The sequence below is a fragment of the Micromonospora sp. CPCC 205561 genome (assembly GCF_036906775.1).
In the GTDB taxonomy this organism is placed as follows: Bacteria; Actinomycetota; Actinomycetes; order Mycobacteriales; family Micromonosporaceae; genus Micromonospora.
Genome location: NZ_JBAKHV010000016.1, coordinates 21478 through 40927 on the forward strand (window position 1 = coordinate 21478; position 19450 = coordinate 40927).

Here is a 19450-nt window from a genome sequence, read left to right on the forward strand (position 1 = left end):
CGGATCCGGCCGGGTGGGGCAGGATCGACGGCATGGATCTCGGACTGACCGATCGGGTGTACGTACTCACCGGCGCCTCGCGGGGGCTGGGCTACGCGACCGCCGAGTGTCTCGTCGCCGACGGGGCCCGCGTCGTGGTCTCCGCCCGCGACGCCGACGCGGTGGCCGCCGCCGCGGCGCGCCTCGGAGGGCCGGAACGGGCAGTCGGGCTGAGCGCCGACCTGGCCGACGCGGAGACACCGGAGCGCCTCCTGACCGCGGCCCGCGAGCACTTCGGCCGGCTGGACGGCGCGCTGGTGTCGGTCGGCGGGCCGCCGCCGGGCAGCGCCGCCTCGGTCACCGACGAGCAGTGGCGCCACTCCTTCGAGACCGTCTTCCTCGGCACCGTCCGCATGGTCCGGGCCGCCGCGGATGCCCTGGCCCAGGGGGAGGGCGGCGCCGTCGGGCTGGTCCTGTCGACCTCCGCGCGCGGGCCGGTGCCCGGCCTGGGCATCTCCAACGGCCTGCGGCCCGGTCTCGTGGGCATGGCCAAGGACGTCGCCGACGAGTACGGGCCCCGGGGCGTGCGGGTCGTCGGCCTGCTGCCCGGGCGGATCATGACCGACCGCAACGTGCAGCTCTTCGCCGCCACGGGCGACCCCGAGCGGGCGCGGGCCGAGGCCGAGGCGGCCGTTCCGCTGCGCCGGATCGGCGCCCCGGCCGAGTTCGGCCGGGTGGCCGCGTTCGTGCTCTCCCCCGCCGCGAGCTACCTGACCGGCGTCACCGTCCCGGTCGACGGCGGCGTGCTGCGGAGCCTCTGATGGCGGCGTCCACCGGCGGGCCGCGCCCCGGCTCCTCGCACCGGCGGCGGGCGCGGGCGGCGGAGGCGGCCGGACGGTATCCACGGCCCACCCGGGCGGAACTCGCGGCGGCGGCGGAGCGCACCATCCCCGACGTCGTCGCCCCCGGCCTGGACGTGCTCTTCGTCGGGATCAACCCGGGCCTCTGGTCGGCCGCGACCGGGTGGCACTTCGCCCGGCCGGGCAACCGGTTCTGGCCGGCACTGCACCGGGGCGGGTTCACGCCCCGGTTGCTGCACCCCAGCGAGCAGGACGAGCTGCCCGGGCACGGCCTCGGCATCACCAACATGGTCGCGCGGGCCAGCGCCCGGGCCGACGAGCTGACCCCGGCCGAGCTGGTCGAGGGGGCGGCCGTCCTCACCGGCAAGGTCGAGCGGCACCGGCCCCGCTGGGTGGCCGTGGTGGGGGTGACCGCGTACCGGATCGGGTTCGTCCGGCCCAAGGCCGCCTTCGGGCCGCAGCCGGAGCGGCTGGCCGGTGCCCGGCTCTGGGTGCTGCCCAACCCCAGCGGCCTGAACGCGCACTTCACGCCCGAGACGCTCGGGGCCGCGTTCGCCGAGCTGCGGGCGGCGACCGCCGCGCGGTGACCGGGCCGGGCGGCCCCGGCGGGGTGCGCGACCGGCCGGCCGTCGGGGTGCCGGGGTCAGTTGGCCGCGGCGGGCGGCAGGGCCTCGTCGGCGAGGTAGGGCCGGAACGGCGGCACGGCCACCGGGTCCGGCCCGGTCGCGTCGGCGTACGGGGTGGGCGAGTCGGCGACGGCGAACTGGGTGCGGTAGAGCTCGGCGTAGAGGCCGCCCACGGCCACCAGTTCCTCGTGCCGTCCCCGCTCGACGATCCGCCCGTCGTCGAGCACCAGGATCTGGTCGGCGTCGCGGACGGTCGATAGCCGGTGCGCGATCACCAGCGCGGTACGACCGGTCAGCGCGACCGAGAGCGCCCGCTGCACCGCGGCCTCGCTCTCCGAGTCCAGGTGTGCCGTCGCCTCGTCGAGGATCACGATCGACGGGGCCTTGAGCAGCAGCCGGGCGATGGCGATGCGTTGCTTCTCGCCGCCGGAGAAGCGGTAGCCGCGCTCGCCGACGGTGGTGTCCAGCCCGTCCGGCAACGACCGCACCAGGTCGGCGACCTGCGCCCCGGCCAGGGCCGCCCAGATCTCGTCGTCGGTCGCGTCCGGCTTGGCGTAGCGCAGGTTCTCGGCGATGGTCTCGTGGAACAGGTGCGAGTCCTGGGTGACCACGCCGATCTCGTCGCGCAGCGAGTCGAGGGTGGCGTCGCGGACGTCGACCCCGCCGACCAGCACCTGCCCGTCGGTGACGTCGTAGATCCGGGAGATCAGCATGGACAGCGTCGACTTGCCGGCGCCGGAGGGGCCCACCAGGGCCACCATCTGCCCCGGCTGCACGGCGAAGGAGACGCCCTTGAGCACGGGCTCGTTGACCGTACGGTCGAGCGCGGCGACCTCCTCCAGGGAGGCGAGCGAGATCTCGGCGGCGCTCGGGTAGCGGAACCGCACGTCGCGGAACTCCACCCGGCCGCTGCCCCGGGGCACCGCGACGGCGTCGGGGCGCTCCTCGATCGTCGGCTTCAGGTCGAGCACCTCGAAGACCCGGTCGAAGGAGACCAGCGCGCTCATCACGTCGACCCGGACGTTGGACAACGCGGTCAGCGGGCCGTAGAGGCGGGTGAGCAGCAGGGCGAGGGTGACCACGGTGCCGGCGCTGACGTCGCCGGTAACCGCGAGCCAGCCGCCGAGGCCGTAGGTGAGCGCCTGCGCCAGCGAGGCGACCAGCAGCATCGCCACGAAGAAGGTCCGCGAGTACATCGCGGACTGGATGCCGATGTCACGGACCCGCTCGGCCCGCCCGGCGAAGCGGCGCGCCTCAACCTCGGGCCGGCCGAAGAGCTTGACCAGCAACGCCCCGGAGACGCCGAACCGCTCGGTCATCGTCGCGTTCATCTTGGCGTCGAGGTTGTAGGACTCCCGGGTGATCTCGGCCAGCCGCTTGCCGACCCGGCGGGCCGGGAGGATGAAGACCGGCAGCAGCACCAGCGACAGCGCGGTGATCTGCCAGGAGAGGGTGAACATCACCGCGGCCGTGAGCACGAGCTGGATGACGTTGCTGACCACTCCGGAGAGCGTGGAGGTGAACGCCCGTTGCGCGCCGAGCACGTCGTTGTTGAGCCGGCTGACCAGCGCGCCCGTCTGGGTGCGGGTGAAGAACTGCAGCGGCATCCGCTGGACGTGGTCGTAGACCCGGGTGCGCAGGTCGAGGATGATGCCCTCGCCGATGCGGGCCGAATACCACCGCTGGGCGAGGGAGAGCAGCGCGTCGGCCACCGCGAGCCCGGCGATGACGAAGGCCAGCCGGACCACCGCGTTGCCGGCGGCGCTGCCGCCCCGGGTGATCGTGTCGATCACGTCGCCGGCGAGCACCGGGGTGGCGACCCCGATGACGGCGGCCAGCACGACGGTGACCAGGAAGACGACGATGTCGCGCCGGTAGGGTCGGGCGAAGGCCGTGATCCGACCGGCGACCCCGCGCCGGAGCCGGTGGGCGGAGACCTCGTCGCGGTTACGCATCGACCGGAGCATGCTCCAACCGGCCATGCCGCCGCCGGACATCGAGTGGGACACGCTCACCTCCGGGTCGTCGGGCGGACCGCACCGTCAGGTCAATTCTCCCGACGCCTCTGACAACCTCGGCCGTAACCCGGATCTTCCCGAATGGTCCTTACTATTCTCCCCGGCCGGCCAGGTCCCGCAGCCGGCGCGTCTGCGCCTCCCGCTCGGCCCGCTGCTGGTCGGCGGCGGACCGGCCGGCGGCCCCGGTCAGCAGGGCCTTGATCTCCACCACCGCGTCGCGGTCGTTGGCCAGCAGCCCGGCGGTGAGGTCGCGCACCGCGGCGTCCAGCTCGGCGTTCGGCACCACGAGGGTGGCCAGCCCGATCCGGTCCGCCTCGGCGGCGTCCATCCGGCGCCCGGTCGCGCAGATCTCCAGCGCGCGGGCGTAGCCGACCAGGTCGACCAGACGCCCGGTGCCGGCGAGATCCGGTACCAGGCCGAGCGTCACCTCGGCCATGGAGAGCTTCGCGTCCTCGGCGAGCACCCGCAGATCGCAGGCGAGCGCCAGCTGGAGGCCGGCGCCGATCGCGTGCCCCTGCACGGCGGCGACGGAGATGACGTCGGGGCGGTGCAACCAGGTGAAGCCGCCCTGGTACTCCGCGATGCGGTCGGCGCACTCCTGCTCGGGCAGCGTGGCCAGCTCGGCGAACGAACCGGGGCCGGAGGCACCGGCCACCGACAGGTCGAGGCCGGCGGAGAACGCCCGCCCCTCGCCGCGCACGACGACGACCCGTACGTCGCCGGGCAGATCCCGGGAGAACTCGCTCATCGCGCGCCACATCGCCGGGGTCTGCGCGTTGAGCACGTCGGGCCGGCACAACGTGACCGTCGCGACCGGCCCGTCGCATTCCAGCCGGACCCCGGTCGCCTCGGCGGTCACCGAGCGGCCCGGGGAGCGGCGCTGATGGACGACGCTGGTGGGCGGGTCACGCCTTCTTGCGGCGTCGGGCGCCGCCACGCTGCCGCAGCTGGACCCCGGACTCGGTGAGCACCCGGTGGATGAAGCCGTAGGAACGGCCGGTCGAGGCCGCGAGCGCGCGGATGCTCTCACCCGAGGTGTACCGCTTTACCAGGTCCTTGGCGAGCGTCTGACGCTCGGCTCCGACGATCCGGCGACCCTTCTCAGTGCTGGTGGCTGTGCCAGTGGCTGCCATGCTGTGTCCTCACGTCCCAGACTGTGCGGTTCGGATACGGTCCCACCTATTAGACCGCCTCGAACGATCATGCGCCAGATATCAACTCTTCGCCAACCGACACGCTATGCGATGTCAGGTTCCCGATAGAGTGATGCTGCCGACCCGTCCGGGAGGCGCGCCCAACCCTGCGCGGCGGGCGCTGCGGGCCGTGCGCCGTGCCCTGCTGGCGTGATCGACCTGTTGGGCACCGCCGCCGGCGCGGCCGTGGTGTTCGCCGCCACCGACGTCGACGACATCGTCGTCCTGACGCTCCTCTTCGTCGCCGCCCGCACCACCGGCCGGCCCCGCCCCTGGCAGATCGTCGCCGGGCAGTACCTGGGCATCGGCGCCCTCGCCCTCGCCAGCGTGGTCGTCGCGGCCGGGCTGTTGGTGGTGCCCGAGCCGTGGACCGGGCTGCTCGGCCTGCTGCCGATCGCCCTCGGCATCCGCGCGCTGCGGCGCCACGACGCCGACGACACCCCGGCGGTGGTCGGCTCGGCGCTCGGCGTGGCCGGGGTGACGATCGCCAACGGCGCCGACAACATCGCCGTCTACGTGCCCGTGTTCCGGGCGCTCGGCCCCGCCGACAGCGCGGTGTTCCTGCTGGTCTTCGTGGTGCTCATCGCGCTGTGGTGCGCCGCGGGGGCCTGGCTGGGCGGCCATCCGAGGGTGGTCCGGCTGGTCGGGCGCGTCGGCGGCCGTCTCGTCCCGGCCATCTTCATCGCCATCGGCGTGGTCATCCTGGCCACCTCGGGCGTACTGCCCCACCTGCTCGGCCTGCTCGGCCCGCCGCGCTGACCACGCCGGCCCGCGTCACCCGCCGGCGCCGCGCTCGGCTCAGGCCAGCTCGACGAGTTCGAGCAGGTCGTCGCTCCAGGCGTCCTCGTCGCCGTCGGGCAGCAGGATGGCGCGGTCGGGCTTCAGCGCCATCACGGCGCCCGGGTCGTGGGTGACCAGCACGATCGCGCCCGGGTAGCGGGCGATGGCGTCCAGCACCTGCTCCCGGCTGACCGGGTCGAGGTTGTTCGTCGGCTCGTCGAGCAGCAGCACGTTCGCCCCGGAGCAGACCAGGGTGGCCAGCGCCAGCCGGGTCTTCTCACCGCCGGAGAGCACCCCGGCCGGCTTGTCCACGTCCTCGCCGGAGAAGAGGAACGCACCGAGGATCTTGCGCAGGTCGGTGTCGGTCTGCTCGATGGCGGCGCTGCGCATGTGCTCCAGCACCGTCCGGTCGACGTCGAGCGTCTCGTGCTCCTGCGCGTAGTAGCCGAGCCGCAGGCCGTGGCCGGCGTGCACCTCGCCGGTGTCCGGCTCCAGCAGGCCGCCGAGCATCCGCAGCAGGGTCGTCTTGCCGGCGCCGTTGAGCCCGAGGATGGCCACCCGGGAGCCCCGGTCGACCGCCACGTCGACGTCGGTGAAGATCTCCAGCGAGCCGTACGACTTGGACAGGCCGCTCGCGGTCAACGGGGTCTTGCCGCACGGCGCGGGGTTCGGGAAGCGAACCTTCGCCACCTTGTCGGCGACCCGCACCTCCTCCAGGCCGGAGATCAGCTTCTCGGCCCGCCGGGCCATGTTCTGCGCGGCGACGGTCTTGGTGGCCTTGGCCCGCATCTTGTCGGCCTGCGCCATCAGCGCGCCGGCCTTCTTCTCGGCGTTGGCCCGCTCCCGGCGACGGCGCCGTTCGTCGGTCTCGCGGGCCTCCAGGTACGCCTTCCAGCCGAGGTTGTAGACGTCGACCACCGAACGGGTGGCGTCGAGGAACCACACCTTGTTGACGACCGACTCCAGCAGCGAGCCGTCGTGGGAGATCACGATCAGGCCGCCCTTGTGGTTGGCGAGGAAGCTGCGCAGCCAGGTGATCGAGTCGGCGTCGAGGTGGTTGGTCGGCTCGTCGAGCAGCAGGATGCCGCCGCCGTTCTCGCCCGCGTCGCGGAACAGGATCCGGGCCAGCTCGATGCGGCGGCGCTGACCGCCGGAGAGCGTGCCGATGGTCTGGGCGAGCGCCCGGTCCGGCAGGCCGAGGTTGGCGCAGATCCGGGCGGCCTCGGCCTCGGCCGCGTACCCGCCGAGGGAGGCGAACTGGTCCTCCAGCGCGCCGTAGCGCCGGACCAGCTTGTCGTCGGCGCCGTCGGCGAGCCGGTTCTCGATCTCCTTCATCTGGGCCATCAGCACGTCCAGGCCCCGGGCGGAGAGCACCCGGTCGCGGCCGGTGACCTCCAGGTCGCCGGTGCGCGGGTCCTGCGGGAGGTAGCCGATGGCGCTGCGCCGGTCGATCTGCCCGGCGTACGGCTGGCCCTCGCCGGCGAGCACCTTCAGCGTGGTGGTCTTGCCGGCGCCGTTGCGGCCCACCAGGCCGATCCGGTCGCCCGGCTGCACCCGCAGCGTGGTGTCGGACAGCAGGATCCGGGCGCCGGCGCGCAACTCCAGGCCGGTGGCAGTGATCATGTCGGAGGACTCGCTCTCGGGTTCTGGAAGGGCTGACTCAGGGCACGCGAAAACGCCGGCGAGCACGAGGCCCGTCGGCGCGGGGCGGTTCAGCCTTCGCAGAGCAGCACCCGCCAAGTGTACCGGGCGCGGCCGGACCGTCCCGCCGGATTACCGACCAAGATCATCGGGTACCGGAAACGTCGTCCGGATCGGTCCGGTACCGCAACCACCAAAACGCCTCAGAACGTGATCGGGGTAGACATGGAGCTGAACGAGAACGCCCGGGTCGACACCAGTCAGGTGGACGACCGGCGAGGATCCGGCGGGGGCGGCGGGCTGGGCGGCATCCCGATCCCGATCGGCGGGGGCCGCGGCGGCATCGTCGGCCTCGTCATCGCCGTGCTCGTCGCGCTCGTCGGCGGCGGCTTCGGCCTGAACGCGGCCACCAACGGCGGCGACGAGCCGCAGGGCGACAACACCTCGCTGGAGCAGAAGTGCGCGGCCGAGGACGCCCTCCAGCAGCTCGACTGCCGCAACGCCCTCTACGTCAACTCGATCCAGGCGTACTGGCAGAAGGCGCTGCCCGAGGCGTTCGGCGAGCAGTACCGGCCCTCCCGGACGGTGTTCTTCAGCCAGGGCGTGAACACCGCCTGCGGGCAGGCCGACTCCGGCGTCGGCCCGTTCTACTGCCCCGCCGACGACCTGGTCTACATCGACCTGACGTTCTACCAGGTGCTCGCCCAGCAGCTCGGCGCCTCCGGCGAGTTCGCCCAGCCGTACGTGCTCGCCCACGAGTACGGCCACCACGTGCAGGACCTGCTCGGCACCGAGGCGCAGATGCGCCGCCAGCAGCAGCGCGACCCGGAGAACGCGAACGCGCTCTCGGTGAAGCTGGAGCTCCAGGCCGACTGCTACGCCGGCGCCTGGGCCAAGAACGCCACCGGCACCGCCGACGCGAGCGGCCAGAAGATCTTCAACAACATCAGCGAGCAGGACATCCAGCAGGCCGTCGACGCCGCCGAGAAGATCGGCGACGACGCCATCTCGAAGCGGGCCAACCGGCCGGTGAACCCGGAGGAGTTCACCCACGGCTCCTCCGCCGAGCGCAAGGAGTGGTTCACCCGGGGCTACACCACCGGCGACCCGAAGTCCTGCGACACCTTCCGCGGCAGCCTCTGAGCGGGGCGAGCCCCTTCCGGACGGACAGGCCACGGGCCCGGTCGGCGACCGGGCCCGTGGCGCGTACGCGTATCGGCGGAGCGGCGGTCAGACCGCGCTCCGCCCGGCGCGCATCCCGGTCAACGCCCGCTCGGCGGCGTCCAACCGGCCGGCGGAGAGGTCCCGGCGGGCCGCCGCCTGCTCGGCGGCGAGCTCGGCGGCCGCGTTCGCCGGTCGGCCGTGGCGCAGGTCGTCCACCGGCAGCCCGAGGCGGCCCGCGAAATGGGCCAGCGCCTCGGGACTGGGCATCCGGGCACCCGGCTCGACGGCACCCGGGCAGGCGCGGGTGTAGCGGAAGCCGACGACCTGCTGCTGGGTCAGGCGCAGCCGCCGGATCCGGTGCCCCGGGCTCTCCCCGACCGCGTCGTCACGGGAGCCGACGCCCCGGCCGCGGCGACGTTGGCCGCCGCCGTCTCCGCCATCCTGGCCCCTCCCGACCGTCGCGCCCCGCCTGGTACGCCGGTGATCCGGGCGGCGGGGCACGATCGGGGCCGCGCCCCGCCGTGGCCGTCCCGCTCTGCCGCAGCGGCCGGGCCCGTGGCCGCCGCGACCCCCGCATCAGCCGCGGCACCCGGGTCAGGACGGCGCGGGGTCGCGGACCAGGATCCGGACCGCCCGGGCCGCCGCGATCGCGCCGACGAGCACGGCGCGCCGGGGCTCGGGCACGTCCAGCAGCCGCTCGGCGCGCAGCGCCGCCAGCGGGGCCAGCCGCCGGTCGGCGAGCACGGTGTCCACCGCCCGCCGGTCGCCGCCGCAGACCAGCGCGCGCAACGACGACGCCTCCGGCAGCAGCAGCCGTACGGCCAGGTCGGCGGCGTCGCCCAGCGCCGCCTTCGCCTGGTTGTCGCGCCGTCGGGCGAAGCGCTGCTGCGACCAGCCCCCGGCGGCGGTGCGCCCCTGCACGTAGCGGGTGTCCACCTTGGAGACCACCAGTTCCTCCCCCGCCGCCACACCGACCGCCACCGCGCCCTTGCGGGCGAGCAGCAGGCCGATCCGGCGGGGCGCGGCGGCGGCTGCCACGAAGCCGGGCACGTCCGGGGCGGCCGGCGCGCCGGGTGGGGCGTGCAGCTCGGCGGTCGCGCCGTCGGCGGCGGCGAGCAGCAGCCCGTACGCCTGGCCGGTGGTGGTGGGCGGGCCGTGCCGCCCGGCGAAGCCCTCGACCCAGCGGGCCACCCGGGCCGGCTCCACCTCGACCCAGCGGCCGCCTCCGGCGGCGGGTCGGCTGCTCATAGGCCCGAACCTACGGCACGACGGCGCCGGCGGCCCAGTCGGGCAGCAGCATCGCCACCGCCAGGGCGGCGATGATCGTGCTGGAGAGCAGTGCGGTCACGAGCCGGCCGCGCGGGCCGGTGAGCACCCGGCCGACCAGCGTCCCGCCGCCCGCGATCACCAACTGCCAGCTCGCCGAGGCGACGAACGCGCCGAGCACGAAGAGCCCTGCGGCGAGCGGATCCGGCTCGGCGCGGTCCGCGCGGCCCAGCACCAGCGCGGCGAAGTACACCACGGTCGCGGGGTTCAGCAGGGTCAGCGCGAGCACGCCGGCGAAGGCGCGGACCGGGGTGTCCATGCCCCGACGGACGCCGGCGGCCCCGGTAGCGCCGCGGGGACGCAGCGCGCGCCAGGCGCCGTGGCCGGCGAGGACGAGCAGCACCAGTGCGGCGGCCAGCCGCAGCGGCCCGGCGACCGGGGCGATCAGCGCGGCGACGGCGGCCCCGCCGAGCGCCGCCACGGCGGCGTAGAGCCCGTCGGCGGTGGCCACCCCGAGCGCGGCAGCGGCGCCGACCCGGAACGACGTGCGGGCGCTGAGCCCGAGGATGAGGACCGCGATCGCGCCGACCGGGATGGCGACGCCGTAGCCGGCGACCAGACCGGCCAGGAACGCCCCGGTCACGACGGCCGGTGGCGGATCGGGCCCCGGCCGGACGCCCCCCACTGTCGCCACACGGCGGTGGCCGCGGCGACGGTCTTCGGCGGGTACGCCCCGATCACCCACCCATCCTCACCCCCCCCCCCGCCCCCCCCGCCCCCACCCCCCCCTCCCCCGCGATCTTGCCCTTGCCGCCCTTCGAAGCGCGGCTTTTCCCCACTCTTTCCCGAATAGCTCCGGGCGCAAAGTGCAAGATCGCGAGGATCTCGTGGGGCGGGGACGGGCGAGCGCGTCGCCCCCTGTGGGGGCGACGCGCTCGGCGGGACGGCTCGGGTCAGACGTTGAAGCCGAGGGAGCGGAGCTGGTCGCGTCCCTCGTCGGTGATCTTGTCGGGGCCCCACGGCGGGAGCCACACCCAGTTGATCCGGATGTCGTCGACCAGGCCGCCGCCCGGGCCGGTGGTCAGCGCCTGCCGGGCCTGGTCCTCGATCACGTCGGTCAGCGGGCAGGCCGCCGAGGTCAGCGTCATGTCCAGGGTGGCCACGTTGTCGTCGCCGACGTGCACGCCGTAGACCAGGCCGAGGTCCACCACGTTGATGCCCAGTTCGGGGTCGACGACGTCCTTCATCGCCTCCTCGACGTCGGCGACGGCCGCCTTCCCCCTGGCGCCCGGCGCGGAGCCCGCCGCCTGCCCGGTGTCCGCCGTCGCGCCGTCCACGCCCGCGGTCGCGCCGTTCGTGGCCGCCGTCGCGGCGGCGTCCGTGGCCGGTACGGCCGCGTCCCCGGTCGCCGGGGTGGCCGCGGTGGCGGTGTCCTCGCTGCTCATGCCTCAACCTCCGAAGGGCTCGCGCCCACGCCGGCGCGTGCCGCGGCGTCCTTGAACGCCATCCACGGCAACAGCGCGCACTTCACCCGGGCGGGGTAGCGGGCGACGCCCGCGAACGCGACCCCGTCACCGAGCACGTCCTCGTCCGGCGTGACCTGGCCACGGCCGGACATCAACTCGACGAACGCCTCGTGCACCCGGAACGCGTCGCCCGCGCCCCGGCCCACCAGCAGCTCGTGCAGCACGCTCGCCGACGCCTGGCTGATCGAACAGCCCATGCCGTCGTACGAGACGTCGTGCAGCACGTCGCCGTCGGTCGCCACCCGCACGGTGACCTCGTCACCGCAGGTCGGGTTGACGTGGTGCGCCTCGGCCACCCGGGCGCCCGTGGCGTCCGGGTCACGCAGGCCGCGACCGTGCGGGTGCTTGTAGTGGTCCAGGATGATCTCCTGGTAAAGAGATTCAAGCTGCATCCGGCTGAACTCCCGTCGATCCGCGGGCTGCTGCGTCGCCGCTCACTCGAACACCTTCCGCACCTGCTCCAGGCCCGCCACCAGGGAGTCGATCTCCTCGGTGGTGGTGTAGAGGTAGAACGAGGCGCGCGTCATGGCCGGCACGCCGAACCGGGTGCAGACCGGCTTGGCGCAGTGGTGGCCGACGCGTACCTGCACGCCGAGCGAGTCGAGCACCTGGCCCACGTCGTGCGGGTGGATGTCGCCGAGGGCGAACGAGATGGTGCCGCCCCGGCCCACCGGCACGCTCGGCCCGAAGATCCGCAGGCCGGGGACCGTGGCGAGGGCGTCCAGCGCGTACGCCGTCAGCTCCTTCTCGTGCCACTGGATGGCCCGCATCCCGATGCCGGTGAGGTAGTCGACGGCCGCACCGAGCGCCACCGCCTCGGCGATCGGCGGGGTGCCCGCCTCGAACCGGGCCGGCGGCGCGGCGAACGTCGACCGGGCCATGGTGACCGTCTCGATCATCGAACCGCCGCCGAGCACCGGCGGCATCGCCGCCAGCAGCTCCGACCGGCCCCACAGCACCCCGATGCCCGTCGGACCGCACATCTTGTGGCCGGTGAAGACGACGAAGTCGGCATCGTGGTCGACCACGTCCATCGGCATGTGCGGCACCGACTGGGAGCAGTCGAGCAGCAGCAGCGCCCCCACCTCCCGGACCCGCGCGGTGATCCGGGACAGGGCGTTGACGGTGCCGAGGATGTTGGACATGTGCACCAGCGAGACGATCTTCGTCCGCTCGGTGACCAGGTCCTCCAGCCCCGACTCGTCCAGGCGCCCCTGGTCGGTGACCGGGAACCAGCGCAGGGTCGCGCCGGTGCGCTCGCAGAGCAGCTGCCACGGGACGATGTTCGAGTGGTGCTCCATCTCGGAGATCACCACCTCGTCGCCGGGGCCGAGGCGGAAGCGGGGGTCGGCGTCGGGCCGCAGCGAGGCGTTGGAGAACGCGTACGCCACGATGTTGATCGCCTCGGTGGAGTTCTTGGTGAACACCACCTCGTCCACGCTCGGGGCGTTGACGAACGCGGCGATCTTCGCCCGCGCGCCCTCGTACGCCTCGGTGGCCTCGGTGCCCAGGGTGTGCACGGAGCGGGACACGTTGGCGTTGTGCATCGCGTAGTGCTCGCCGAGCACGTCGAGCACCTGCCGCGGCTTGTGCGAGGTGTTGGCGCTGTCGAGGTAGACCAGCCGGTGCCCGTTGACCTCCCGGTCGAGGATCGGGAAGTCGGCGCGCACCTTCGCCACGTCGTAACGCGGCACGTCGTCGTACTGCGGCATCCCCGCCGGGATCGCGATGGAAGTCATGTCGACCGGCCCACCCATTCTTCCGAGGGGATTCAGGCCCGTGCCGCGCCGGCCCCGGCGGCGTACCGCTCGTAGCCCTCTTCCTCGAGCTTGTCGGCCAGCTCCGGGCCGCCCTGCTCGACGATCCGGCCGGCGACGAAGACGTGCACGAAGTCCGGCTTGATGTAGCGCAGGATCCGGGTGTAGTGGGTGATCAGCAGCATTCCGGTGTCGCCGTTGTCGCGGACCCGGTTCACGCCCTCGCTGACCACGCGCAGCGCGTCGACGTCGAGGCCGGAGTCGGTCTCGTCGAGGATGGCGATCTTCGGCTTGAGCAGCTCCAGCTGCACGATCTCGTGCCGCTTCTTCTCGCCGCCGGAGAAGCCCTCGTTGACGTTGCGCTGGGCGAAGGCCGGGTCCATCTGGAGGCGCTCCATGGCCCCGCGCAGCTCGCCGCCCCAGGTGCGCAGCTTGGGCGCCTGGCCGTCGATGGCGGTCTTGGCGGTACGCAGGAAGTTCGCCACCGAGACGCCGGGGACCTCGACCGGATACTGCATGGCCAGGAAGAGGCCGGCGCGGGCGCGCTCGTCGACGGAGAGGGCGAGCACGTCCTCGCCGTCGAGGGTCACCGAGCCGCCGGTGATCTCGTACTTGGGGTGGCCGGCGATCGAGTAGGCCAGGGTCGACTTGCCGGAGCCGTTCGGGCCCATGATCGCGTGGGTCTCGCCCGAGCGGACCGTCAGGTCGACACCGGCCAGGATCGGCTTGAGCTCACCCTCGGGCAGCTTGACCGACACCTTCAGGTCGCGGATCTCCAGGGTGCTCATTATCGGGTCACTCCATTGCTCGGCGTGAGACTGACGTAGATGTCGCCGTCTCGGACTTCGACGGGATAGACGGGAACGGGTTCGGTGGCGGGCAGCCCGGTGGGCTCGCCGGTCCTCAGGTCGAAACGGGATCCGTGCAGCCAGCATTCCAGCGTGCAGCCGTCGACCTCCCCCTCGGAGAGGGCGACCGCGGCGTGCGAGCACTCGTCGTAGGCGGCGTAGAAGACGCCGTCCTCACCGTGCACCAGCGCGATCGGGGTGCCGTCGACGTCCGCGCTGATCGCGGTGCCCTTCGGCACGTCGTCGGTGGAGCAGAGGCGGATCATCAGGCGCCGGCCCTCGCCGTGGGGTCTCCGCCCGCGAGCGCGGGGGCCGCGAGCTCGCTCCCCCCGCTCGCCAACCGGGCCTCGATGGCGTCGCCGAGCCGCTCGCGCAGCTCCTCGACCGGGATCTTGTTGATCAGCTCGGCGAAGAAGCCGCGGACCACCAGGCGCCGCGCCTCGGACTCCGGGATGCCCCGGGCCATCAGGTAGAAGAGCTGCTCGTCGTCGAAGCGGCCGGTGGCGCTCGCGTGGCCGGCGCCGGCGATCTCGCCGGTCTCGATCTCCAGGTTGGGTACGGAGTCCGCCCGCGCGCCGTCGGTCAGCAGCAGGTTCCGGTTGATCTCGTACGTGTCGGTGCCGGTCGCCTCGGCGCGGATCAGCACGTCGCCCACCCAGACGGTGCGCGCGCTCTCGCCCTGTAGGGCGCCCCGGTAGCCGACGTAGCTGCGGCAGTCCGGCACCGTGTGGTCGACCAGCTGGCGGTGCTCCAGGTGCTGCCCGGAGTCGGCGAAGTAGAGGCCGTACAGCTCGGCCTCGCCGCCGCGCTCCGTGTACTCCACCGAGGTGGACTGCCGGACCAGGTCGCCACCGAGGGAGACCTGGACGTGCACCACCTTGGCGTCGCGCCCCAACCGGACCTTCAGGTGCTGGGCCTGCACGGCGTCGTCAGCCCAGTCGGCGACGGTGACCAGGGTCAGCTTCGCCCCGTCGGCCACCGACACCTCGACGTTGTCGGCCAGCGTGGCCGAGCCGACGTGCTCCAGCACCACGGTCACCTCGGCGAACCGCTCCACCTCGATGAAGGTGTGCCCGAAGGCCACGCCCTCGGCGCTGTCGCCGACCACCCGCAGGCTCACCGGCGCCGCGACCACCGCCGAGGAGTCCACCCGCACCAGCAGCGCCTGCCCGGCCCCGCCGTACGCCAGCGCGCTGACCCGGTCGACCGGCGTGAGCACGCTACCCACCCGCGGGTCGTCGGAGGCGATCCGCTCGACGGTGACGCCCTCGGGCAGGTCGCCGTACTCGTGGCGGACCGTGCCGGTGGCGGCCTGCGCCCCCGACGACGCCAGCTCGGCGCCGCCGGCGCGGGGCCGCGACCCGGAGCCGTCGCCCCCGACCAGCCCGCGCAGCCGCTTGAGCGGGGTGAAACGCCACTCCTCCTCCAGGCCCGTCAGGGCCGGGAAGTCGGCGACGTCGTACGAGCGGAGCGCCTGCGACTTGGTGCTGGGCGGCGCGGAAGCCTGGGTAGTCATCTCTTCCTTGGTCTGTTCTGCGGTTGGTCGGAGGGTCGGTCGGGCTGGCCTCGACGCGGCGCCGCGCGGGGGCCGGGCGGGGTCAGCCGACCGCGCCCTCCATCTGGAGCTCGATGAGCCGGTTGAGCTCCAGGGCGTACTCCATCGGGAGTTCCTTGGCGATCGGCTCGATGAAGCCACGCACGATCATCGCCATCGCCTCGTCCTCGCTCAGGCCCCGGCTCATCAGGTAGAAGAGCTGGTCGTCGCTGATCTTGGAGACGGTCGCCTCGTGTCCCATCGACACGTCGTCCTCGCGGATGTCGACGTACGGGTAGGTGTCCGAGCGGGAGATGGTGTCGACCAGCAGGGCGTCGCACTTGACCGTGCTCCGGCTGCTGTGCGAACCCTCCAGTACCTGGACCAGGCCGCGGTAGGACGTGCGGCCGCCGCCCCGGGCGATCGACTTGGAGATGATGGTGCTGCTGGTGTGCGGCGCGGCGTGCACCATCTTGGCGCCCGCGTCCTGGTGCTGCCCCTCGCCGGCCATGGCCACCGAGAGCACCTCGCCCTTGGCGTGCTCGCCGGTCATGTAGACCGCCGGGTACTTCATGGTCACCTTGGAGCCGATGTTGCCGTCGACCCACTCCATGGTCGCGCCCTCGTGGCAGACGGCGCGCTTGGTGACCAGGTTGTAGACGTTGTTCGACCAGTTCTGGATGGTCGTGTAGCGGCACCGGGCGTTCTTCTTGACGATGATCTCCACGACCGCGCTGTGCAGCGAGTCGGAGGAGTAGAGCGGCGCGGTGCAGCCCTCGACGTAGTGCACGTACGCACCCTCGTCGACGATGATCAGAGTCCGCTCGAACTGGCCCATGTTCTCGGTGTTGATCCGGAAGTACGCCTGCAGCGGGATCTCCACGTGCACGCCCTTGGGCACGTAGATGAACGAGCCGCCGGACCAGACGGAGGTGTTCAGCGCGGCGAACTTGTTGTCGCCGACCGGGATCACCGTGCCGAAGTACTCCTTGAAGACGTCCTCGTGCTCGCGCAGCGCGGTGTCGGTGTCGAGGAAGACGACGCCCTGCTCCTCGAGGTCCTCACGGATCTTGTGGTAGACGACCTCGGACTCGTACTGCGCCGCGACGCCGGCGACCAGCCGCTGCTTCTCCGCCTCGGGGATGCCCAGCCGGTCGTAGGTGTTCTTGATGTCCTCGGGCAGGTCCTCCCAGCTGGTGGCCTGCTTCTCGGTGGACCGGACGAAGTACTTGATGTTGTCGAAGTCGATCCCGGTGAGGTCGGCACCCCAGGCCGGCATCGGCTTGCGGCCGAACAGCCGCAGGCCCTTCAGCCGCAGGTCGAGCATCCAGGCCGGCTCGCTCTTCTTGGCCGAGATGTCCCGCACCACCGCCTCGCTGAGGCCACGCTGGGCGACCGCCCCGGCGGCGTCCGGGTCGGCCCAGCCGTACTCGTAGCGACCCAGGGCGGCGAGCTGCTCTTCCTGGGTCAGGGGCTGGACGATCTGCTCGGTCATCTATCTGTCCTCACAGTGGTGACGGTCTTCGCGGACTGGGCACGCCCCGGCTGGGTCGGGATGTGCGTGGTGCACACCCCGTCGCCGTGCGCGATGGTGGCCAGGCGCTGCACGTGGGTGCCGACCAGGCGGGAGATCACCGCGGTCTCGGCCTCGCACAGCTGGGGAAACTCGGCGGCCACGTGCGCCACCGGGCAGTGGTGCTGGCATAGCTGGCCGCCGGAGGCGATCGTGGACGCGTTCGCAGCGTAGCCCTCGGCGGTCAGCGCGCCGGCGAGCGCCTCGGCCCGCGCGAGCGGCTCGTCGCCGGCGTCCTCCATGGCGGCCCGGCAGCGGGTCTCCAGGGCGGCGACCTGGTCGGCGGCGAACGCCTCGACCGCCTGCGAACCGCCGTTGCTGGCGATCCAGCGCAGCGCGGCGGTGGCCATGTTGTCGTAGTGGTGGGTGCCGCAGCGGCCCCGGGCCGCGTCGGTCAGCACGAACACCCGCGCCGGCCGGCCCCGGCCGCGGTGGCCGCGGACGGCCTGGTCGCGGGCGACCACGTCGCCGTCGGCGAGCATCGCGTCGAGGTGCCGGCGGATCGCGGCGGGGCTGAGCCCGAGCGCCGAGCCGAGCTGCGCGGCGGTGGTCGCGCCCCGCTCCAGCAGCAGCCTGGTGACCCGGTCACGGGTGGAGAGATCCGCGGCGGACGCGGACCGACCGGCGGCCGGAGCGGTCGCCGGCCGCTGCTCGGAGAGCGCCGCCGCGTTTTTCACAACACCAACGTTACGTAATTCGTCCGGGGCCCGCAAACCGGGTCCCGGTGATCCGAACCACCGCACGGCCGGAGTCACCCGATCGCGCTCCACTACGGTGCGTAGGATTTGCGCCGTGAAGCGATCCGTCCGGTTCCCGGTCACCACCGCCCTGCTGCGCCGTCTCGCGCTCGCCTCGATCATCGCGAACGTCGGCATCGTCGTCACCGGCGGGGCCGTCCGGCTCACCGCGTCCGGTCTCGGCTGCCCCACCTGGCCCCGGTGCACCGACGAGTCGTACGTCACGACCTCGGAGATGGGCGTGCACGGGATGATCGAGTTCGGCAACCGGCTGCTCACCTTCGCGGTCGGCGTCATCGCGCTGGCGGTCCTGGTGGCCGTGCTGCTGCACCGTCCCCGGCGCCGGGAGCTGGTCCCGCTCGCGGTCGCCGTGCTCCTCGGCATCCCGGCCCAGGCGGTCGTCGGCGGCATCACCGTGCTGACCAACCTCAACCCGTGGGTGGTCGGCCTGCACTTCCTCGCCTCGATGCTGGTGATCGCCGCCGCGTACGCGCTGTGGCGGCGGATCGGCGACCCGGACGGCCCGGCGGTGCCCGTCGTGCCGGCCCCGCTGCGGAGCCTGGCCGCGCTCACCACCGCGGTCAGCGCCGCCGTGCTGGTGATCGGCACGTGGGTGACCGGCAGCGGTCCGCACGCCGGCGACCAGGGCGCGGCCCGCAACGGGCTCGACCCTGAGACGATCTCCCAGGTGCACGCCGACGCCGTCTTCCTGCTGGTGGGCCTCTCCGTGGCGCTCGTCTTCGCCTTCCGCGCGGTCGGCGCCCGGAAGGCCGCGCGGGCCGCGGTTGTGCTGGTAGCCGTGGAACTGGGCCAGGGCGTCATCGGCTTCGTGCAGTACTTCACCGACCTGCCGGCGCTGCTGGTGGGCGCGCACATGCTGGGTTCCTGCCTGGTGCTGCTGGCCACGCTCTCGGTGCAGTGGTCGACGCGCGAGCGCCGCCCGGTCGGCGCCACCCCGGCCCCGGCCGCCGCCGACCGGGGCGTACCGGTCGCCGCCTGACGCCGGCGGCGCCGGGGCCGCTCAGGCGACGGCGTGGCCCAGGCGGCTCGCGATCGCGTCGGCCAGGCGGTCGGCGGCGCCGTCGGCGTACCCGAGGAACAGCGACGGCTCGGTCAGCTCCAGCTCCACCAGGACCGGCGCGCCGTCCGGGCCCGGGACCAGGTCCACCCGGGCGTAGAGCAGCCGGCCCGGCCCGCCCGGCACCGCCGCGAGGGCCCGTCGCGCCACCTCCAGCTGCTCGGGCGTGGCGGTGCGGGCGGCGACCTCCTCGGGCCGGAAGAGCCCCTCGACGCCGAGGTCCGGGCCCGTCAGCATGGGGCTCTTGCGGATGGCGTGGCTGAACGTCGGGCCCTGCGGACCGGCCAGGAACAGCAGCGCCGTCTCGCCGGCCGTGTCGATCGCGTCGAGGTACGGCTGCACCATGGTCAGCCGTCCCGCGTCCGACAGCCGCCGTACGTGTGCCGCGGCGAGTTCCCGGTGCTCCGGGTCGGCGAGGTCGTAGCGGCCGGTGTCCTGGCTGCCCGCGCTGACGGCCGGCTTGATGACGTACTCGCCGCGCTCGGCGGGCCGGCGCCAGCTCTGCCCCGGCGCGACCCAGTCGGTCGGCACGGTGGGCACCCCGGCGCGCGACAGCTCGCCCAGGTAGCGCTTGTCGGTGTTCCAGCGCACCACGTCGGCCGGGTTGGCCAGGGCGGGCACGGTCGAGGCCCAGGCGACGAACTCGTCGTGGCGCAGCGCGTAGTCCCACGGCGAGCGCAGCACCACCAGGTCGTACGCCGACCAGTCGGCGGTCGGGTCGGCCCAGCCCACCGCCTCGGCGGTCACGCCGCGGCGCGCCAGCGGGGCGAGCACCAGGCGGTCGTCGGGATCGAGGTCGGGCAGCCAGGCACAGGTGACGAGAGCGACCCGGGGTTTCCCCCGGGTCGGCTGGTGGTGGTCGGTCAACTT

At 73.4% G+C, this 19450-nt stretch carries 21 protein-coding genes; 5 read left to right on the forward strand and 16 right to left on the reverse strand.

Annotated features, from left to right (window positions below):
- Positions 1–32 precede the first annotated feature (32 nt).
- A complete protein-coding gene (locus V6V16_RS11365) occupies positions 33–800 on the forward strand; it encodes an SDR family oxidoreductase (protein ID WP_334561937.1) in 768 nt (255 codons plus the stop codon).
- A complete protein-coding gene (mug, locus tag V6V16_RS11370) occupies positions 800–1426 on the forward strand; it encodes a G/U mismatch-specific DNA glycosylase (RefSeq protein ID WP_334561938.1) in 627 nt (208 codons plus the stop codon). The genes V6V16_RS11365 and mug overlap by 1 nt, the downstream gene beginning before the upstream one ends.
- A gap of 56 nt (positions 1427–1482) precedes the next feature.
- Here mug and V6V16_RS11375 read toward each other — a convergent pair whose 3' ends face one another.
- The 3 genes from V6V16_RS11375 to V6V16_RS11385 form a co-directional block, all read right to left on the reverse strand.
- Positions 1483–3462, reverse strand: coding sequence for an ABC transporter ATP-binding protein (locus V6V16_RS11375; RefSeq protein WP_334562008.1), 1980 nt, complete (start codon positions 3460–3462; stop codon positions 1483–1485).
- Between the two features lie 112 nt (positions 3463–3574).
- Positions 3575–4342, reverse strand: a complete 768-nt coding sequence (locus tag V6V16_RS11380; protein ID WP_334562009.1) for an enoyl-CoA hydratase/isomerase family protein — start codon at positions 4340–4342, stop codon at positions 3575–3577.
- A gap of 46 nt (positions 4343–4388) precedes the next feature.
- Positions 4389–4616 (reverse strand): helix-turn-helix domain-containing protein, encoded by a 228-nt coding sequence (locus V6V16_RS11385; protein WP_007462679.1) that lies wholly within the window; start codon positions 4614–4616, stop codon positions 4389–4391.
- 210 nt (positions 4617–4826) lie between these two features.
- Here V6V16_RS11385 and V6V16_RS11390 point away from each other — a divergent pair, with 210 nt between their 5' ends.
- Positions 4827–5435: a cadmium resistance transporter gene (locus tag V6V16_RS11390; protein ID WP_334561939.1), complete on the forward strand. Its 609-nt coding sequence runs from the start codon at positions 4827–4829 to the stop codon at positions 5433–5435.
- Between the two features lie 39 nt (positions 5436–5474).
- On the opposite strand, the gene V6V16_RS11395 is transcribed toward V6V16_RS11390, so the two are convergent.
- The gene (locus V6V16_RS11395) at positions 5475–7079 is read right to left on the reverse strand and encodes an ABC-F family ATP-binding cassette domain-containing protein (RefSeq protein WP_334561940.1); all 1605 of its coding nucleotides are present in this window, start codon (positions 7077–7079) and stop codon (positions 5475–5477) included.
- Between the two features lie 243 nt (positions 7080–7322).
- Between V6V16_RS11395 and ypfJ the strand changes: the two genes are divergently transcribed.
- Positions 7323–8240, forward strand: a complete 918-nt coding sequence (gene ypfJ / locus V6V16_RS11400; protein ID WP_334561942.1) for a KPN_02809 family neutral zinc metallopeptidase — start codon at positions 7323–7325, stop codon at positions 8238–8240.
- 87 nt (positions 8241–8327) lie between these two features.
- Here the strand turns inward: ypfJ and V6V16_RS11405 are convergent, their stop codons facing one another.
- The 11 genes from V6V16_RS11405 to V6V16_RS11455 form a co-directional block, all read right to left on the reverse strand.
- Complete coding sequence (locus tag V6V16_RS11405) at positions 8328–8528, reverse strand: hypothetical protein (protein WP_334561943.1); 201 nt, start codon at positions 8526–8528, stop codon at positions 8328–8330.
- A gap of 327 nt (positions 8529–8855) precedes the next feature.
- Entirely contained in the window at positions 8856–9509 is a 654-nt protein-coding gene (locus tag V6V16_RS11410; RefSeq protein WP_334561945.1) for an acVLRF1 family peptidyl-tRNA hydrolase, read from the reverse strand.
- A 10-nt stretch (positions 9510–9519) separates the two neighbouring features.
- A complete protein-coding gene (locus V6V16_RS11415; RefSeq protein WP_334561946.1) occupies positions 9520–10170 on the reverse strand; it encodes a LysE family transporter in 651 nt (216 codons plus the stop codon).
- 310 nt (positions 10171–10480) lie between these two features.
- Entirely contained in the window at positions 10481–10972 is a 492-nt protein-coding gene (locus V6V16_RS11420; RefSeq protein ID WP_334561947.1) for a metal-sulfur cluster assembly factor, read from the reverse strand.
- A complete protein-coding gene (gene sufU / locus V6V16_RS11425; RefSeq protein WP_334561948.1) occupies positions 10969–11445 on the reverse strand; it encodes a Fe-S cluster assembly sulfur transfer protein SufU in 477 nt (158 codons plus the stop codon). Before sufU ends, V6V16_RS11420 begins: the two co-directional genes overlap by 4 nt.
- Before the next feature lie 42 nt (positions 11446–11487).
- Complete coding sequence (locus tag V6V16_RS11430; RefSeq protein WP_334561950.1) at positions 11488–12792, reverse strand: cysteine desulfurase; 1305 nt, start codon at positions 12790–12792, stop codon at positions 11488–11490.
- 32 nt (positions 12793–12824) lie between these two features.
- On the reverse strand, positions 12825–13598 hold the full coding sequence (sufC, locus tag V6V16_RS11435) for a Fe-S cluster assembly ATPase SufC (protein ID WP_088999375.1): 774 nt from the start codon (positions 13596–13598) through the stop codon (positions 12825–12827).
- Positions 13598–13924, reverse strand: a complete 327-nt coding sequence (locus V6V16_RS11440; RefSeq protein WP_334561953.1) for a non-heme iron oxygenase ferredoxin subunit — start codon at positions 13922–13924, stop codon at positions 13598–13600. The genes sufC and V6V16_RS11440 overlap by 1 nt, the downstream gene beginning before the upstream one ends.
- Positions 13924–15174 (reverse strand): Fe-S cluster assembly protein SufD, encoded by a 1251-nt coding sequence (gene sufD, locus V6V16_RS11445; RefSeq protein ID WP_334561955.1) that lies wholly within the window; start codon positions 15172–15174, stop codon positions 13924–13926. The genes V6V16_RS11440 and sufD overlap by 1 nt, the downstream gene beginning before the upstream one ends.
- Before the next feature lie 82 nt (positions 15175–15256).
- Positions 15257–16687: a Fe-S cluster assembly protein SufB gene (gene sufB / locus V6V16_RS11450; RefSeq protein ID WP_334561957.1), complete on the reverse strand. Its 1431-nt coding sequence runs from the start codon at positions 16685–16687 to the stop codon at positions 15257–15259.
- Positions 16684–17442, reverse strand: coding sequence for a helix-turn-helix transcriptional regulator (locus V6V16_RS11455; RefSeq protein WP_334561959.1), 759 nt, complete (start codon positions 17440–17442; stop codon positions 16684–16686). The genes sufB and V6V16_RS11455 overlap by 4 nt, the downstream gene beginning before the upstream one ends.
- A gap of 97 nt (positions 17443–17539) precedes the next feature.
- Here V6V16_RS11455 and V6V16_RS11460 point away from each other — a divergent pair, with 97 nt between their 5' ends.
- On the forward strand, positions 17540–18502 hold the full coding sequence (locus tag V6V16_RS11460; RefSeq protein ID WP_334561961.1) for a COX15/CtaA family protein: 963 nt from the start codon (positions 17540–17542) through the stop codon (positions 18500–18502).
- 21 nt (positions 18503–18523) lie between these two features.
- Here V6V16_RS11460 and V6V16_RS11465 read toward each other — a convergent pair whose 3' ends face one another.
- Positions 18524–19447 carry an ATP-grasp domain-containing protein gene (locus V6V16_RS11465; RefSeq protein WP_334561962.1) on the reverse strand — a complete coding sequence of 308 codons (924 nt, stop codon included), beginning with the start codon at positions 19445–19447 and terminating at the stop codon, positions 18524–18526.
- Positions 19448–19450: the final 3 nt, after the last annotated feature.

What these genes read in the sequence shown, in the direction of transcription:
- sufU (WP_334561948.1), bottom strand. Translation starts at nt 11,445, where the DNA reads ATGCAGCTTGAATCTCTTTACCAGGAGATCATCCTGGACCACTACAAG.
- sufD (WP_334561955.1), bottom strand. Translation starts at nt 15,174, where the DNA reads ATGACTACCCAGGCTTCCGCGCCGCCCAGCACCAAGTCGCAGGCGCTC.
- V6V16_RS11430 (WP_334561950.1), bottom strand. Translation starts at nt 12,792, where the DNA reads ATGACTTCCATCGCGATCCCGGCGGGGATGCCGCAGTACGACGACGTG.
- V6V16_RS11405 (WP_334561943.1), bottom strand. Translation starts at nt 8,528, where the DNA reads ATGCCCAGTCCCGAGGCGCTGGCCCATTTCGCGGGCCGCCTCGGGCTG.
- V6V16_RS11385 (WP_007462679.1), bottom strand. Translation starts at nt 4,616, where the DNA reads ATGGCAGCCACTGGCACAGCCACCAGCACTGAGAAGGGTCGCCGGATC.
- V6V16_RS11410 (WP_334561945.1), bottom strand. Translation starts at nt 9,509, where the DNA reads ATGAGCAGCCGACCCGCCGCCGGAGGCGGCCGCTGGGTCGAGGTGGAG.
- V6V16_RS11375 (WP_334562008.1), bottom strand. Translation starts at nt 3,462, where the DNA reads ATGTCCGGCGGCGGCATGGCCGGTTGGAGCATGCTCCGGTCGATGCGT.
- sufC (WP_088999375.1), bottom strand. Translation starts at nt 13,598, where the DNA reads ATGAGCACCCTGGAGATCCGCGACCTGAAGGTGTCGGTCAAGCTGCCC.
- V6V16_RS11440 (WP_334561953.1), bottom strand. Translation starts at nt 13,924, where the DNA reads ATGATCCGCCTCTGCTCCACCGACGACGTGCCGAAGGGCACCGCGATC.
- V6V16_RS11395 (WP_334561940.1), bottom strand. Translation starts at nt 7,079, where the DNA reads ATGATCACTGCCACCGGCCTGGAGTTGCGCGCCGGCGCCCGGATCCTG.
- V6V16_RS11365 (WP_334561937.1), top strand. Translation starts at nt 33, where the DNA reads ATGGATCTCGGACTGACCGATCGGGTGTACGTACTCACCGGCGCCTCG.
- mug (WP_334561938.1), top strand. Translation starts at nt 800, where the DNA reads ATGGCGGCGTCCACCGGCGGGCCGCGCCCCGGCTCCTCGCACCGGCGG.
- ypfJ (WP_334561942.1), top strand. Translation starts at nt 7,323, where the DNA reads ATGGAGCTGAACGAGAACGCCCGGGTCGACACCAGTCAGGTGGACGAC.
- V6V16_RS11420 (WP_334561947.1), bottom strand. Translation starts at nt 10,972, where the DNA reads ATGAGCAGCGAGGACACCGCCACCGCGGCCACCCCGGCGACCGGGGAC.
- sufB (WP_334561957.1), bottom strand. Translation starts at nt 16,687, where the DNA reads ATGACCGAGCAGATCGTCCAGCCCCTGACCCAGGAAGAGCAGCTCGCC.